Below are 15,391 nucleotides of genomic sequence, written 5' to 3' on the forward strand. Positions count from 1 at the left end.
TGAGATGGGGCAAGGCCCACCAAAGTTAGCAGCTGTAATACATCTTGAATTCAACGGGATGCGGTGTGTGCTCGTAAGCGTAAACCTCTTCCCATTTCAGTGCGATGTAGCCATCGATCTGGTCCTTGGTGAACACGTCACCGGCCAAAAGAAAGTCATGGTCTGCCTCGAGGCTGTCCAGTGCTTCGCGCAGGGAGGCACAAACAGTTGGGATTTCAGCCAGCTCTTCAGGTGGCAGATCATATAGGTCTTTGTCTGATGCCGGGCCCGGATCAATCTTGTTTTTGATACCGTCAAGGCCAGCCATCAGCAACGCGGCAAAGCAAAGGTATGGGTTAGCTGCCGGATCAGGGAAGCGTGCTTCTACACGTTTTGCTTTCGGGCTTTCTGTCCATGGAATACGTACGCAACCAGACCGGTTACGTGCAGAGTAGGCCCGCAGAACAGGGGCTTCAAAGCCGGGGATCAGGCGTTTGTAGCTGTTTGTCGACGGGTTGGTGAACGCGTTCAGTGTTTTCGCGTGTTTCAGGATACCGCCAATGAACCAAAGTGCTTCACTTGAAAGATCAGCATATTTATCGCCAGAGAACAGCGGCTTGCCGTCTTTCCAGATTGACATGTTCACGTGCATCCCGGTGCCGTTGTCGCCAGAGATCGGCTTTGGCATGAAAGTCGCCGATTTACCGTAGGCATGTGCAACGTTGTGGATGATGTATTTGTACTTCTGAAGCTCGTCTGCCTGATGGGTCAGTGTGCCAAAGATCAGCCCAAGCTCGTGCTGACAAGACGCAACCTCGTGGTGGTGCTTGTCAACTTTCATCCCGATGCGTTTCATGGTGGACAGCATTTCAGACCGGATGTCTTGTGCGTCGTCAATCGGATTAACCGGGAAATAGCCACCTTTGATACCGGGGCGATGGCCCATATTGCCCATTTCGTACTGGGTGTCTGTGTTCCATGACGCGTCCTGGGCGTCGATCTCGTAAGATACCTTGTTCATCTCAACGCTATAGCGCACGTCATCGAACAGGAAGAACTCAGCTTCCGGGCCCATGTAGGCGACATCACCGATACCTGTTGATTTCAGATAAGCTTCGGCTTTTTGCGCTGTTCCGCGCGGGTCACGCTCGTAAGGCTCGCCCGTGTCTGGCTCGACAACGGAACAATGCACAGCGAGTGTTTTTTCCGCATAGAAAGGGTCGATATATGCAGACGATGGATCAAGCATCAGTTTCATGTCAGACGCTTCGATTGACTTCCAGCCAGCGATGGAAGAGCCGTCAAACATGAAGCCTTCTTCCAGAAAATCCTCATCAACCAGATCCGCGATAACGGTTACATGTTGAAGCTTGCCGCGCGGGTCTGTGAACCGCACGTCGACATATTCAACATCTTCATCTTTTATCAGCTTAAGAACGTCAGCGTTGTTCATAAGGGTTTCCTTTTCTTTCGTGTGTTCGTTGAAGCGGAAATATCCGCAGAGTTACAATGCGTCTTCGCCTGCTTCACCGGTCCGGATACGGATGGCCTGCTCGACAGGGGAAACAAAGATTTTGCCATCGCCGATCTTGTCGGTCTTGGCGGCGGCGATAATAGCTTCGATCGCGCCATCCACCTGATCATCGGCCAGCACGATCTCGATTTTAACTTTGGGCAGAAAGTCGACGACATATTCGGCACCACGGTAAAGTTCCGTGTGGCCTTTCTGGCGGCCAAAGCCCTTGACCTCAATCACCGACAGCCCCTGAACGCCGACGTCTTGCAGCGCTTCTTTGACTTCGTCCAGTTTGAACGGTTTGATGATGGCTTCGATCTTCTTCACGGTCGCGACTCCATTTAATGCTTCAGGGGCGTCAGACCACTTTCAATGAGGCGCGACAATTGGCTAAGATGGCGCAGGTGCAGGCATTTGAATGATTTTAAGGCAAATGCATAAAAAATAAACAAATTGCACAATTGTTGTGCGGTTTATGAAAAGGGCCAAAGAGCCATGACAGAATTGCTGACCGCCGCGCAAATGCGAGAGATCGAACAGGCCGCAATCGCCTCGGGCGAAGTGACAGGGCTAGAGCTGATGGAACACGCCGGGCGCGGCGTGGTCGAGGCGATATTCGAGGAATGGCCAGAGCTTGCGAAAACCTCACACAAAGCGGTGGTATTGTGCGGCCCCGGCAACAACGGTGGCGACGGGTTTGTCGTCGCGCGCCTGTTGAAGGAATGGGGCTGGGAGGTGGAGGTTTTCCTTTACGGAGATCCCGAAAAACTGCCGCCGGATGCGAAGGTGAATTGTGCGCGGTGGTTGGAGATGGGGGAGGTCGGTACATTTGAAGAAGCGCCAAAATACACGCATGAAGCGGATATTTTTGTGGACGGTTTGTTTGGCACTGGCTTGCAACGCCCGCTTGAAGGAGCGGTTTTCGACTGGGCAGCAGATCGCACGGCTGACCCGTACGTTGCGGCTAGAACTGTTGCCATAGATATCCCTTCAGGGCTTTGTAGCGATAGCGGTCGTGAGCTGAACTTGAGTACGGAAACCGTTCTTGCCGGGCTAACAGTATCGTTTCACACGCCGAAGTTGGGTCACTACCTAGCTTGGGGGTCATTCAAATCTGGTAAGACAGTTGTGGCTGATATTGGATTGCGCCACATCGTTACAAGCGAAACCGCCGTATTGAACGAGATGCGAGATGGCGGCATCCTGGGTAAGGCGACGTTGGCACACAAATATTCGGAAGGCCACGCGCTGATCCTCTCAGGTGGTTCCGGTAAAACCGGAGCGGCACGTATGGCGGCGAGGGGAGCTTTGCGTATTGGGGCAGGATTGGTGACGGTCGGTAGCCCGCCAGAAGCTCTGCAGGAAAACGCCAGTCATCTGACCGCGATTATGCTGAAACTTATCGCGGATGCTGAAGGTTTGGCGGAGGTTCTGGAAGACAAGCGTCTGAACGCGCTTTGCCTTGGGCCCGGTTTGGGGACGGGCGAGGCGCAGGCGGCGCTTGTTGCGACAGCGTTGAAACCAAATCCCCCGGGTCGTGAACGATCCGGGATGCGACCGACCCGCCCCCAAGGGCGGGCGCATTCTGCACCCACCCCCGGGCCGGACGCATCATTGCCCTTGCGTTCGATCGTTCTGGATGCTGATGCGCTGACGCTTATCGCGGGCGATGCTACTCTTTTCTCTGCACTGCATGACCAATGTGTCCTCACCCCACATGCCGGTGAATTCGCGCGTCTGTTCCCGGATATTGCTGAGAAACTGAACGCTCCGGCGACCAAAGGTCCGGCCTATTCCAAGGTCGATGCGACGCGCGAGGCCGCAAAACGGGCAGGGTGCGTGGTGCTGTTCAAAGGGCCGGACACGGTGATTGCAGACCCGTCGGGGCGTTGTTCCATTAATTCAGCCCACTACGAACGCGCGGCCCCATGGCTCGCCACAGCCGGGTCAGGGGATGTGCTGGCCGGGTTCATCACCGGGTTGCTCGCCCGCGGATTTGCTCCAATGGAAGCCGCAGAAACCGCCGCCTGGCTGCATGTGGAATGTGCGCGCAGTTTTGGCCCCGGTCTGATTGCGGAGGATTTGCCCGAAGAACTGCCAAAGGTGTTTCGCGCGCTTGAGATCGACAAAACCTAGATCGAGAGCACTGCACTTTCCCAAGCTTTCAGGGAAGGTCGCGCAGAAGGCCCGTAAGCGACGAACTCAGGGAACAGCGCGTAAAATTCTTCCTGCGAGTCTTGGGAAAATGCGCCAAGATTGTTTGGCGCAGGGTGGTAGCTTTCGCTTGGTAACCCGTCTGAAAATACGATCTGATGCCGTTCAAACAAAATGTGGATGTACGATATGCCGTTCTCGGGCGTGATGCGCCTAATTGTTTGGTCATTGATCTGGTGCTTCGCCGGCACCAGAAGTTCACTTTCGCCGTAGAAATATTCGGCCCGCCAATCATCCAGCAACACGCGGTGTTGTGGTGAAACAACCATGTCACGCGATGGGCGGTTTGGGCCAAGGCTGCCCTTTCGGATCATAACCGGTCGCAGTTGCGGCGCGATATGCAGATCCAACGCAGACAGTTGCAAGCAACCTCTCCAGAGAACCTGCTGCGGGCCGTCGTCACGCGTAAGCAGCCAGTCGCCGGTGGCAACTGTTTCGACAGGAACTGGACCATCAGGTGCGTCAAGCATTGTGCCGGGTGTAAAGCATGGTACCGCCAGATTAGTCTCATTGACCGCACCACCCGCGTTTCCTTCGCTGGCGTCGTCAATCAGCAAGGAGACATTGCCGGGGGGAACACCATTGGGTCCAAACCATGCGACACCTTCGATGGTTGCATAGGATGGATAGCTGTCGCGCACATTGAACCCCAGCCCTTCATAAGTGACGCCGTCGTAGGTTGCGGTAAACTTGTACTCGGCCTCAACGCGCGTGTTTGCGGCATAGGTCACGCCATTCAGCGTTGTTTCGGACTGAAGCCTTTGTGAGCCATCATTGTCCGCAAAGAAACCTTCGTTATCGTCGATCACGATAGGCTGATAAGTATTGTCGTTTATTGTCAGGGTTTTTCCAACCAGATGCGAGCCATCACCCTGCGTGATACCGTCAAGCTGCCCTGACGAGAGCGTTATATTATCGTCGGGCAGAACCCATACGGTGTATTGCGGCATCGTGTTTCCCGATTGAAACAAAATAGAACATTCCCGACAAGCTTATGAACTTCAAGCTGCCAAGGGTCCAATCTGAAATTTATTACCATAATCCCGATTAAGAAAGACCTTCGGATGAATGGGAGAATTTAGCAGAGTGAGGTGTTGTAAAAAGAGTTGCGGAGGGGTCTTCCCTCTGGTCTGTGGCTTTGTTAGAAGGCGGGCAGAATCTTGGGCAGACTTTGCTGTTCCATGTGCGGGTGTGGCGGAATTGGTAGACGCACCAGATTTAGGTTCTGGCGCCGTGAGGCGTGGGGGTTCAAGTCCCTTCACCCGCACCATTTTCTTTCAAATGATTGACCGATGATATCTTACCGATAGGATAGTTTGGCATTTGTTGAGGAAATCGAAATGACCGGACTGACGCCTGCAAACGAAAATCCTTGGCATGTTCTGGCGACAATAAAAGGTGCGTTCGAAAGAGGCACCCCGAATTCGGATGTTGTGGCAATACGAGAAAATTCTGCGACAAATTCCGCACTTTCCCATGCCGCCAAATCGCTTGCGCCGGCGATAATAAGTTTGTTCAACAATCTGCACTTCACGAATGGCACCTATACGCGCCATTCCTTGACCGAACAGCACTTCAACCTGCCGTAATTTAGCAATAATTTCTTTAGGCTTGCGGCGTTTTTTTCCGTCTTTGATCCTCTATTTCCTGACTATAGAGGCGGACCATTTCAGTGGGGGAGGATCAGTCGCTCGCAGCTGAAATTTTCGCCGCCGAGAATTTGAACTCCGGGATTTTTCCATAGGGATCAAGTTGCGGATTTGTCAAAAAATTCGCAGGCGCTTCGACAAAGCAAAATGGCATAAACAACATGCCCGGCGTAACATCGCGGTCTGCTCTAAGCGTCAACGTGACTTCACCACGCCGGGTCGCAACTTTGACCTTCTGACCACGGGTCAACCCTTTGCGACCAATATCCTTTGGGTGCATCGATACCACCGGTTCATCTTCTTGTGCATTCAACTGCGTAGCCCGTCGTGTCATTGCGCCCGTGTGCCAATGCTCGAGCATCCGGCCAGTTGTCAGCACCATCGGGAACTCTTCATCCGGTAGCTCATCCGGTGGCAAGAGGTCCGTCGGCACGAGCTTGGCACGACCATCTTTGGTCGGGAAACCAGAATAGAAGATGATCTCCTCGCCCGGGCCGTCCTTGTCCTTGGCCGGATAGCAGACAAAGCCCTCGCGCAACAGGCGATCCCAACTGATGTTGTCCAAAGACGCCATATGACTGGCCATCTCCGCATAGACTTCACTGATATCAGAATAATCCCAATCAAGCCCGGATCTCTGGGCCATCTCCACGATCAGTTTCCAATCCTGGCGGGCTTCACCCGGCGCTTTGCGCACGGGCATGGCCAGCTGCACCTGACGATTGGAATTTGTGTAGGTGCCAGGTTTTTCCGGCTGCGCCGTGGCTGGCAGGATAACATCCGCAAACCACGCTGTTTCCGTGAAGAAAATATCCTGCACGATCAGATGATCAAGGCTCGCCAAAGCCGCCCTTGCATGCGTCTGATCGGGGTCAGACATTGCTGGGTTTTCGCCCTGCACATACATTGCACGGATATTGCCTTTGGCGACTTCATCCATGATCTCGACCACCGTCAGACCCTTCGCCGGGTCTAGGGAACGGCCCCAGGCGTCTTCATATTTGGCGCGGATGTCGGGATCCTCAACCGATTTGTAGTTTGGATATACAATCGGGATCAGGCCAGAGTCTGATGCGCCCTGCACGTTGTTTTGGCCACGCAGCGGATGTAACCCGGTGCCTGGCCGGCCTACCTGACCGGTGATAAGGGAAAGTGCAATCAAGCAGCGCGCATTATCGGTTCCATGGACATGCTGGCTGACGCCCATGCCCCAGAAGATGATCGATCGCTCAGACGTTGCATAGGTTCTGGCAAGCTCACGCAGGTAATCCGGCTCGACGCCGCAAATTTCCGCCATATTCTCCGGGCTGAATTCTTTGACTTTTTCAGACAGTGCTTCGAAGCCATCGACATTTGCCTGGATGTACTGCTTATCGAAAAGGCCTTCTTCAATGATCGTGTGGATCATCGCATTCAGCATAGGCACATCCCGCCCCGGTTCGAATACCACAGGGTGAGAGGCGTGCCGCATCAGTTCCTGTTTACGCGGATCAAAGACAAGAAGTTTCGTGCCCCGCTTTGCAGCCTGTTTGAAATAGGTAGCTGCTACAGGGTGATTCTGCTCCGGACGGCACCCGATCGTCATGATGCAGTCACTCTCATCCGCCGTCGTAAATGGGGCAGAGACCGCTCCAGAGCCGACGCCTTCCATCAATGCGGCCACCGATGAGGCGTGACACAGGCGTGTGCAGTGATCGACATTGTTCGTGCCAAAGCCCTGCCGGATGTATTTTTGAAAGAGATAAGCTTCTTCATTGGTGCCTTTGGCTGAGCCAAACCCTGCAATGGCCTTTCCACCAATGCTGTCACGTACTTTTGTCATGCCTCCCGCCGCAAGCGCCATGGCTTCCTCCCACGAAGCTTCGCGGAAATAGTCCGGAATATCAGCAAAGGTCAGCTTGGCTTTCGCGTTCTTGGGCGCATCCGCACGGCGGATCAGTGGTTTGGTCAGTCGTTCGGGCGACATGACGTAGTCCATGCCAAATCGACCCTTCACACAAAGTTTGCCGCGGTTGGCAGGCCCCTGACGCCCTTCTACGCGTATAATATCATTGTTTTTCAGGCTGATCTCTGTCTGACATCCAACGCCACAGAACGGGCAAACGGAGGGTTTGACCGTATCTGGATAGACTTCCCGTTTCGTCGCCGTTTCATCCAGCAACGTTCTTTCCATCAGGGCCCCGGTCGGACAGGCCTGTACACATTCGCCGCAGGCCACACAGGAGGAGAGACCCATTGGGTCGTTGACGTCAAAGGCAGGAACAGCCCCCATGCCGCGATCACTCATGCCAATCACGTCATTGACCTGAACCTCGCGGCAGGCACGTTCGCAGAGCCCACAGGAAATGCAGGCATCCAGATTGACTGCTATCGACGGGTGGGACGCATCATGGAAGATGCTATCCACCGGAATGTCCTTCTGGGCACCGGGCCTGCCACCAGGGTAACGCGGGCTTGTGCACATGCCTGCCAAATCCATCTGATCCCAGAAATGGCTTTCCGGGTCAGGGCTTTGGTTACGGGCAGGCATGTCAGAGGCGAGAAGTTCGAAAACCATATTGCGGTTTTTCTCGACACGCTCACCGGCTGTCATGACCTTCATGCCTTCGGTTGGTTTGCGGATACAGGATGCGGCGAGGACCCGTTCACCCTTGATTTCAACCATGCAGGCCCTGCAATTGCCGTCGGCGCGATATCCCGGCGCGTCTTTCCAGCAGAGATGCGGGATATTCGTCCCTTCACGTTTGGCCACCTGCCAGATCGTTTCTCCCTCTTGCGCGGTGACTTCTTCACCATCGAGCACGAAGCTTACTGTCGGGAGAGTTGCATTATCAAGGCTCATTGGGTTGTCTCCCCATTCTCAAATTCTTCCGGAAAATGCGTCATGAGATGTTTCACGCAATTACCTGCCGCCTGTCCAAGACCGCAGATTGAACTATCGCCCATCACCTCCAGCAAATCGTCATAAAGTGCACGGTCCGCCTCGCGCGCTTCCAGCATGCGCACCATCTTGTCGGTCCCGGAACGGCACGGCGTGCATTGGCCACAGCTTTCATGTTTGAAAAAGCGCATCGTGTTGAGCGTCGCATCACGCACGCTGTCGTGTTGGCTCAGGATCACAACGGCATGGGATCCGATCAGACCGCCTTCGGGCTCCCATGTCCCGAAATCCATAGGCCGGTCGGCCATATGGGCGGGGAAAATCCCACCGGATGCACCGCCTGGGAAGAAGGCTTTCAGCTCATGCCCGTCGGCCATGCCGCCGCAATAGTCTTCAATCAGGCGGATCAGCGGAATGCCAGCGGGGGCAACCTTGACGCCCGGGTTTTTGACGCGGCCTGAAACAGAAAACGCCCGTGGACCATTGTGGTCCTCAGACCAACCCTGATCCTTAAACCAGGCTGGACCGTTTTTGAGGATATCCGCAATCCATGAAAGTGTTTCAACATTGTGGTTCAGAGTCGGACGCCCAAAGAGGCCGACCTCGGCGATATAAGGTGGACGATGGCGGGGCAGGCCGCGTTTGCCCTCAATGCTCTCGATCATCGCGCTTTCTTCACCACAGATATACGCGCCTGCGCCACGGCGCAGTTCCATCGGGATCATCTCGATATCAGAAGCCTCCAGCACCGCGATTTCGGTTTTCAGGATCTCCAGCACAGCCGGGTATTCATCGCGCATGTATATGTAGATACGTTCACAGCCTACCACACGGGCCGAAATCTGCGCACCTTCGATCATGCGGTGCGGGGCTTGTTCCAGCCACCAACGGTCTTTGAACGTTCCAGGCTCGCCCTCATCGCCGTTGATCGTCATAAACCGGGGACCAGCATAGCTTCGCACAAATCCCCATTTGCGCCCAGCAGGAAAACCGGCACCTCCGAGACCGCGCAGTCCCGCATTCGACATGGTCTCTGTCGCCTGATCGGCAGTGATGTCTCCTGCAAGAACCTGGGCAAGGACGTCGTAACCACCCTCAGCGCGGTATTCTTCCATAGTCTGATAGTCTGGAATGACTGGAGTGATCGGTCCCGTTGCGGCCTCGGTCAGTTTTGGAACACTGGCGTGCTCAATCAACCTCTTGCCCACTTGCGCCGCAGGAGCGCTATCGCACCGGCCGATACATGGAACGGGGTCGATACGGATGTCTTCGCCAAGCGCAGCCTTCAATTCTTCTATAAGAGGTTTGGCCCCGGACATCTCACAGGACAGGCCGTCGCATACACGGATTGTCAGCGGCGGTGGGGGTGTTTGTCCCTCCCGGACAATATCAAAATGGTGATAGAAGCTGGCAACTTCATATACTTCAACCTGGGCCAGGCGTAGATATTCAGCCAGCGCGGCAATGTCGGTGGCCGTAATATGTCCGCGCGTGTCCTGAATGATATGCAGCGCTTCGATCACCATATCTTTGCGCCGGGGCATATCTCCGAAGAGCTTTGCAATCTCCTCAACATTCTCATCAGAAATCTGGCGTCCCTTTGGCAGCGAAGGATCGCGACGCTTGAATTTTTGTCGGACGATCTGATCCATCGGAATAGGCCCTTTCGGTGTATCTGAACTTAGGAAAAAGGCGAGCCACCTGGTGGCTCGCAATAGACCGCGGCGATCTTAGAGGGAAAAGACCGCCGCAGAGTAAGAAGGTTTATTCAGCGGCCACCGCCCGCGGATGTGTCTTCTCTACATGGTGTCGATCGCCGACGGGGCGCACGAACAGATTGGCGAAGAACGCAATCACCAGCAGGGCAGCCATGGCGTACATCGTCGTGTTGTAGAGCGACGGAGTCGGATCAGCGGTACCAGCCGGAGCGATTTCCATCAGCCGTGCAATGGTCACCGTGTTGGCATCGACCAATTCCTGAAGACTGGAAACAGGTGCCCCGAAACGCTCGGCAAAAGCCGCCGGATCCATCCTTGCCACCAGATCAGAAATCGCGTTGTTGCGTGACAGATCCCGCAAATAGGTAATTGCGAACGGACCAAGCACTCCAGCTGTGGACCAGGCTGTCAGCAAACGCCCGTGGATTCCGCCCACATGCATCGTGCCGAACATATCCGCCAGATAGGCCGGAATGGTCGCAAAGCCGCCGCCATACATTGTGAAAATGATCATTGTCGCAATGTAAAAGCCGATCAGAGCGGCTCCGCCTCCCATTCCCGCCCAGAAGGGAATGGACAAGTAGAGGATCGTGCCAAGGATGAAGAAGCAATGATAGGTGTTTTTGCGACCGATAAAGTCCGAGGTCGAGGCCCAGAAGAACCGGCCAACCATGTTAAACACAGAGATCATCAGAACATATGTGCCAGCAAATGCCGCTGTCACAACTACCAGTTCACCGAAAATCTCGTTGATCATGGTCTTGGCAACCCCGATCACGCCGATACCAGCTGTCACGTTGAAACACAGTACAATCCAGAGCAGCCAGAACTGACGTGTCTTCAAAGCCTGATCAATATGCACGTTGTTGCGAGTGACCATACCAGAGGCCGATGGGGCCGGTTGCCAACCCTCAGGCTTCCAGCCCTCTTTGGGAACGCGATACTGGAAAGCTGCGATGATCATGACGATGAAGTAGCCAATGCCAAGCGCCATAAAGGTTGCCGCTGCGCCTGTGTTGCCGGTTCCAACGCCATAGGCGCCTGCTTCGCCGCCAAAGGCTGCCGCCTGTTGGGCCGTGGCCAGAACAATTTCGACTTTCCCGGAGGCTGTTTCTGCAAAACGCCGACCACCTTCCGTGATCAGATTAAGCGTGCTTTCTGCTCCTAGATACTCTGGTGCTTTTTGGAAGTTGCTGAGCAACCATCCAATCAAAGGCGCACCAATCATAGCACCGCCGCCAAAGCCCATAATCGCCATTCCGGTTGCCATCCCTCTGCGGTCAGGGAACCATCGGATCAGTGTCGAAACGGGCGAGACATAGCCAAGCCCGAGGCCTGCACCCCCAAAGACGCCGTAGCCTAGGTAGACGAGCCAGAGCTGATGGGATGAGATACCCAAAGATCCAATGATGAAACCACCGCCCCAAAGCGTGGCGGCGACCACACCTACATAGCGTGGACCCACTTTTTCCAGCCACTTACCACCAAAGGCCGCAGCAAGCCCCAGAGCAACGATTGCCACTGAGAAGATCCAAACGACCGAAGACAGGCTCCAGTCTGCACCCGAAGACGCAACAATGCCAAGTTCGCGCGTGAGCGGTGGGTTAAAGACGGACCATGCGTAGACGGATCCGATACAAAGGTGAATTGCGATTGAGGCGGGTGGTACGCGCCACCGGTTATAGCCCTCAGGCGCTACGATATTTTCTTTTCGCAGGAACCCTAAGGGCCCGCTTGCTGACTCTGACATGTCAAGTGTCCTCCCAAGTTGCGGGGGACGCCGAGCCCCCGGTTTCGGAAACTGCCTTTCCTACACGAACATTATGATGAGCAGCCTCTTCTTTGCTTTTAGGCGTTTGATTTTTTTGATTGTCAACTTATTAATTAATAAAAACAATATGTTAGAGTAATTTGGCTGTACTGAGAAAAGGTTAAAATGTCCATAAAACACCGCTTGTAAAGTTGGGCGAGTGACAAAATGTCCACTTATTTGGCTGTTTTCAAATGAGGGTCAGACGAGTTGTCCGCGATAGGGCACCATACAAAAAACTTTGAGCCGACACCCTCTTCGCTCTTTACGGTGATCAAACCGCCTGCGTGCGTGATCAAAGTCTGGCTGATTGACAGCCCAAGGCCCGTTCCCTCAGCGGGCTTTGTCGTGAAAAAGGGATCAAAGACATTGTCCAGTTTCTCTTTCGGGATGCCCGGACCTGAATCCGCGACAATGATCTCGGCTCCGGGAACACCGTCGCGTTTTGCTGCCCGCGTTGTGATGCGCAAGCTGCCGCCATCAGGCATGGCCTGAGATGCATTGATCATCAGATTGACGAGCACCTGAACCAGTTCGGAGGCAACAATCATGATCGACGGGGCTGGGGCGTGCGCGGTCTCTGTTTCAATGGAATGTTTCCTCAGGTCCGGTGTCACAAGAACCAGCGCGTCATCGGCGCATTTGGCGACATCCACATGGGAACTCACATCAGATATTTCTTCAGGCCGTGTAAAGTTCAAAAGTTTGCCAACGATCACATTGATCCGATGTGTTTGGGCATCAATCAGATCGAGTTCGGTTTTATGTTCCGCTTGAAAGCCAGGATCCATCGTTCGGCGCAGGACATCCAGATTGCCTTGAATTACGGCAACCGGGTTGTTGATTTCATGCGCTACACCGGCTGTAATCTCACCTATAGACGCCAGCTTCTCAGACATCACCAATTGCGCAAATGTCGCTTCCAGTTTTTGTTTCGCGTTCTGTAACTCTTCGGTGCGCTGGTCCACCAATTCGTTAAGGTTGTCGGCATAACCCCGCAACGCTTCGTCCCTCTCCTGGACCTGATCAAGAAGTCGATCCAGATGCCGCGCAACGGTTCCGATCTCATCGCGGGCATCCACTTTACCGATGCGTGCCGCAAACTCACCCTGCTCGGCGCGGGCCATGGTCGCCGTCATTTGCTCAAGTGGTGAAAATATTCCGCGCGCAAGCCGCAGAAACAAAGGGATCGAGATGCAAATCACCGCAATAAACGCGAGGATCAGTGAGAGAATCGTCGTGTTGCGGTCGCTTGTAAAAGGAGATTCCAAAAACCCCGTATAGAGCATCCCAATCCGGGCTCCATCACTATCGGTCACCGGGACATAGCCTGAGATATACCAATCATTGACGACAAAGGCGCGATCCAACCACGGCTTGCCCTCTTGCATGACCTGTTGCCAGACCACTTCTGAAACCCGCGTCCCAAGCGCTCGTGAACCTTCAAACAGCCTGACATTGGTGGATATGCGCACATCGTCGAGAAACAGCGTGGTTGTGCCCTGGCGGGTTTCGGAATTTTCCTCTTCTCGGTAAATCAGTTTGTTCATCGTATCGATGACATCAAGGTTCTGGTTCAGTAATCGCCCGCCGATCAGGATGTTTCCGGTGTTGGGGGATCTGTGCGCTGCAAGCAGCATCATGCCGCGCGACTCAATTGTGCGATCGATCTTGCGAGCCGCCTCCGTGGCCACAAGAGTCAGTTCAGCCTTCTGCGCAAGTCCAGGTGATATTGCGCCAAGCTCCTGACCTGAAAAAATCGCGAGCCCTGCGCCTGGTGCGTCAGGCCGTGCCCTTTCAGCAACCGCATGTGCGCTTTTTGGGATATCGTTTCCCTCGAGCGCGCCATAGATCAGAAGATCAAGGCCCATTCTGGCTTGCTCCGCTTCAAGGAAGCCCAATAGCCCAGCGTCTCCGCCCATCTGCGCACGCTCAAATCGGCCTGATTGTGCCAAAGCGGCTATATCAGCAGCCTGTGTCGCTTCAATGCGGCCAAAGTATTGTTCCGCCACCCTGAGATCACTGGCCACCTTGGCCAGCAAAAGTTCATCGAATTTATTGATCCAGCGCACCATCGTGACGCCCAAAAGAAGCGGCAGTAACACAACAAGAGGCAGAAGGGCGAGGATCAGAAGTCTGAGGCGAACAGAGCGCATGCGAGGGCTATACCCCCCATGTCTGACATTTCCGGTCAATTGTTTTTCGGGCAACACCAAGCCGTCGCGCTGCTTCGGCCCTGTTGCCGCTACACGCATCCAGAACCGACAGGATATGGCGGCGCTCAACCGCCGCAAGGCTTTGCGGCTCGGTATTGTTTTGTCCAATGTCGACCACTGAATCAAACGTGCCACGGATCAGGGCCCGCTCGACAATGTTGCGCAGCTCCATCACATTGCCCGGCCATTCATGTGCCATGAGTCTGCGTTTCGCCGACGCGGAAATCTCTGGTGCGGGAACCCCCATGCGTGCAACGAGCTTTTCCCGGAAAAATTCCGCTAAGGCGACAATATCCTCAACACGTTCTCTCAAAGGAGGAAGTGTGATCTCATGAATATTGAGCAAATAATAAAGATCGGTGCGAAAGGTGCTTTCCTGTACTGCGTCCTTTAGTGCCAGCGTTGTCGAGCAGACAATGCGAACATCGACTGGAAAGCTACGCTCTGCGCCAATGGGGCGGAACCGGCCCGTTGTCAAAAGCTCCACAAGGAGGTTCTGACAGGCGGGTGGTAAACGCTCGACATCCTCAAGGAACAATGTGCCGCCTTTGGCGTTTAGCAACAGACCTCTGGTTTCCATGTCGCTTTCTGCTGATGCATCCACACGGCCAAACAGAGTTGATTTGAAAGCTTCCTCGTTCAAGCCGTGGCATTGAAGCCAGACGAACGGGCAGTCAGATCGTGCGGATCGATCATGGAGCATGCGTGCTGCGATTTGCTTTCCGGCGCCAACCTCACCACAAATCACTACATGGGCATCAATTGAAGCTGCGTGTTCAATCGTATTCCGGACTTTTTGAATAAGATCGGAATTTCCGATCAGCGCGTGACGGTGGCGCAGCAGGTCCTGACCTGCTTCAAGTTCGTTGCGCAGAATTAAGTTTTGTCGGCTCAGATTGGATCGTTTCAGATTTTGAGTGATGGCATTCAATATCTGATTTGAGCGGAATGGCTTCAGTAGAAAATCAGAGGCTCCGGCGCGAATGGCCGCGATCGCTGTTTCCAAATCTGCGTAGGCTGTCATCAGAATCGCATCGGAATAGAGGCCGATTTTCTTTTGCTCTGCCAGCCAATCGACTCCCTTCTTTTTGGGCATGACATTGTCTAGGATAATGATGTCATAGTTGGCCTGATCCAGAAATAACGCTGCTTCGTCTGTATCGGCTGCCACGTCAACGCGTGCGCAGTATTCCGTCAGGGTCTTTTTGAGAAAGTTTCGCATGCCCGGCTCATCATCAATGACAAGCACAGAGGCATTTGACAACACATCCTTGAATCCTTCAGGCGACGCCTGAGATGCTGTTTTGTGTTGAGTCACAGCCACTCTGTGCGGCTCAAAACTTCTTTGACGAAGCGGAAGATCCATGTGTGATTCCTTTCCAAATGTGTTGTGCCTGTTCTCAGTTGG

Annotated in this window: 9 protein-coding genes, 1 tRNA gene and 1 pseudogene; 2 read left to right on the top strand and 9 right to left on the bottom strand. The window is 54.1% G+C overall.

Annotation, left to right across the window (positions count from 1 at the left end; genetic code table 11):
• Positions 1-25 precede the first annotated feature (25 nt).
• Positions 26-1,432, bottom strand: coding sequence for a type I glutamate--ammonia ligase (glnA, locus tag J4E70_RS16740; protein ID WP_213890799.1), 1,407 nt, complete (start codon positions 1,430-1,432; stop codon positions 26-28).
• Between the two features lie 51 nt (positions 1,433-1,483).
• Positions 1,484-1,822: a P-II family nitrogen regulator gene (locus J4E70_RS16745; RefSeq protein ID WP_213890800.1), complete on the bottom strand. Its 339-nt coding sequence runs from the start codon at positions 1,820-1,822 to the stop codon at positions 1,484-1,486.
• Between the two features lie 168 nt (positions 1,823-1,990).
• On the opposite strand from J4E70_RS16745, the gene J4E70_RS16750 reads away from it, so the two are divergent.
• Positions 1,991-3,631 (top strand): NAD(P)H-hydrate epimerase, encoded by a 1,641-nt coding sequence (locus J4E70_RS16750; protein ID WP_213890801.1) that lies wholly within the window; start codon positions 1,991-1,993, stop codon positions 3,629-3,631.
• On the opposite strand, the gene J4E70_RS16755 is transcribed toward J4E70_RS16750, so the two are convergent.
• The gene (locus J4E70_RS16755; protein ID WP_213890802.1) at positions 3,628-4,659 is read right to left on the bottom strand and encodes a Hint domain-containing protein; all 1,032 of its coding nucleotides are present in this window, start codon (positions 4,657-4,659) and stop codon (positions 3,628-3,630) included. The two genes, J4E70_RS16750 and J4E70_RS16755, sit on opposite strands and share 4 nt — an antisense overlap.
• A gap of 235 nt (positions 4,660-4,894) precedes the next feature.
• Between J4E70_RS16755 and J4E70_RS16760 the strand changes: the two genes are divergently transcribed.
• Positions 4,895-4,979, top strand: a tRNA-Leu gene (locus tag J4E70_RS16760).
• A gap of 202 nt (positions 4,980-5,181) precedes the next feature.
• On the opposite strand, the pseudogene J4E70_RS19420 reads toward J4E70_RS16760, so the two are convergent.
• The 6 genes and pseudogenes from J4E70_RS19420 to J4E70_RS16790 all read right to left on the bottom strand — a co-directional run.
• Positions 5,182-5,346 (bottom strand): annotated as a pseudogene (locus J4E70_RS19420) (IS3 family transposase); the annotation flags it as partial.
• Between the two features lie 46 nt (positions 5,347-5,392).
• A complete protein-coding gene (gene fdhF / locus J4E70_RS16770; protein ID WP_213890804.1) occupies positions 5,393-8,200 on the bottom strand; it encodes a formate dehydrogenase subunit alpha in 2,808 nt (935 codons plus the stop codon).
• Positions 8,197-9,891, bottom strand: coding sequence for an NAD(P)H-dependent oxidoreductase subunit E (locus J4E70_RS16775; protein WP_213890805.1), 1,695 nt, complete (start codon positions 9,889-9,891; stop codon positions 8,197-8,199). The genes fdhF and J4E70_RS16775 overlap by 4 nt, the downstream gene beginning before the upstream one ends.
• Before the next feature lie 112 nt (positions 9,892-10,003).
• Positions 10,004-11,707, bottom strand: coding sequence for an OFA family MFS transporter (locus J4E70_RS16780; RefSeq protein ID WP_213890806.1), 1,704 nt, complete (start codon positions 11,705-11,707; stop codon positions 10,004-10,006).
• Between the two features lie 236 nt (positions 11,708-11,943).
• Entirely contained in the window at positions 11,944-13,923 is a 1,980-nt protein-coding gene (locus J4E70_RS16785; protein ID WP_213890807.1) for a sensor histidine kinase, read from the bottom strand.
• A gap of 7 nt (positions 13,924-13,930) precedes the next feature.
• Complete coding sequence (locus J4E70_RS16790) at positions 13,931-15,349, bottom strand: sigma-54-dependent transcriptional regulator (protein ID WP_213890808.1); 1,419 nt, start codon at positions 15,347-15,349, stop codon at positions 13,931-13,933.
• Positions 15,350-15,391: the final 42 nt, after the last annotated feature.

The organism is Pseudohalocynthiibacter aestuariivivens, assembly GCF_018457175.1.
GTDB classification, from domain to species: domain Bacteria; phylum Pseudomonadota; class Alphaproteobacteria; order Rhodobacterales; family Rhodobacteraceae; genus Pseudohalocynthiibacter; species Pseudohalocynthiibacter aestuariivivens.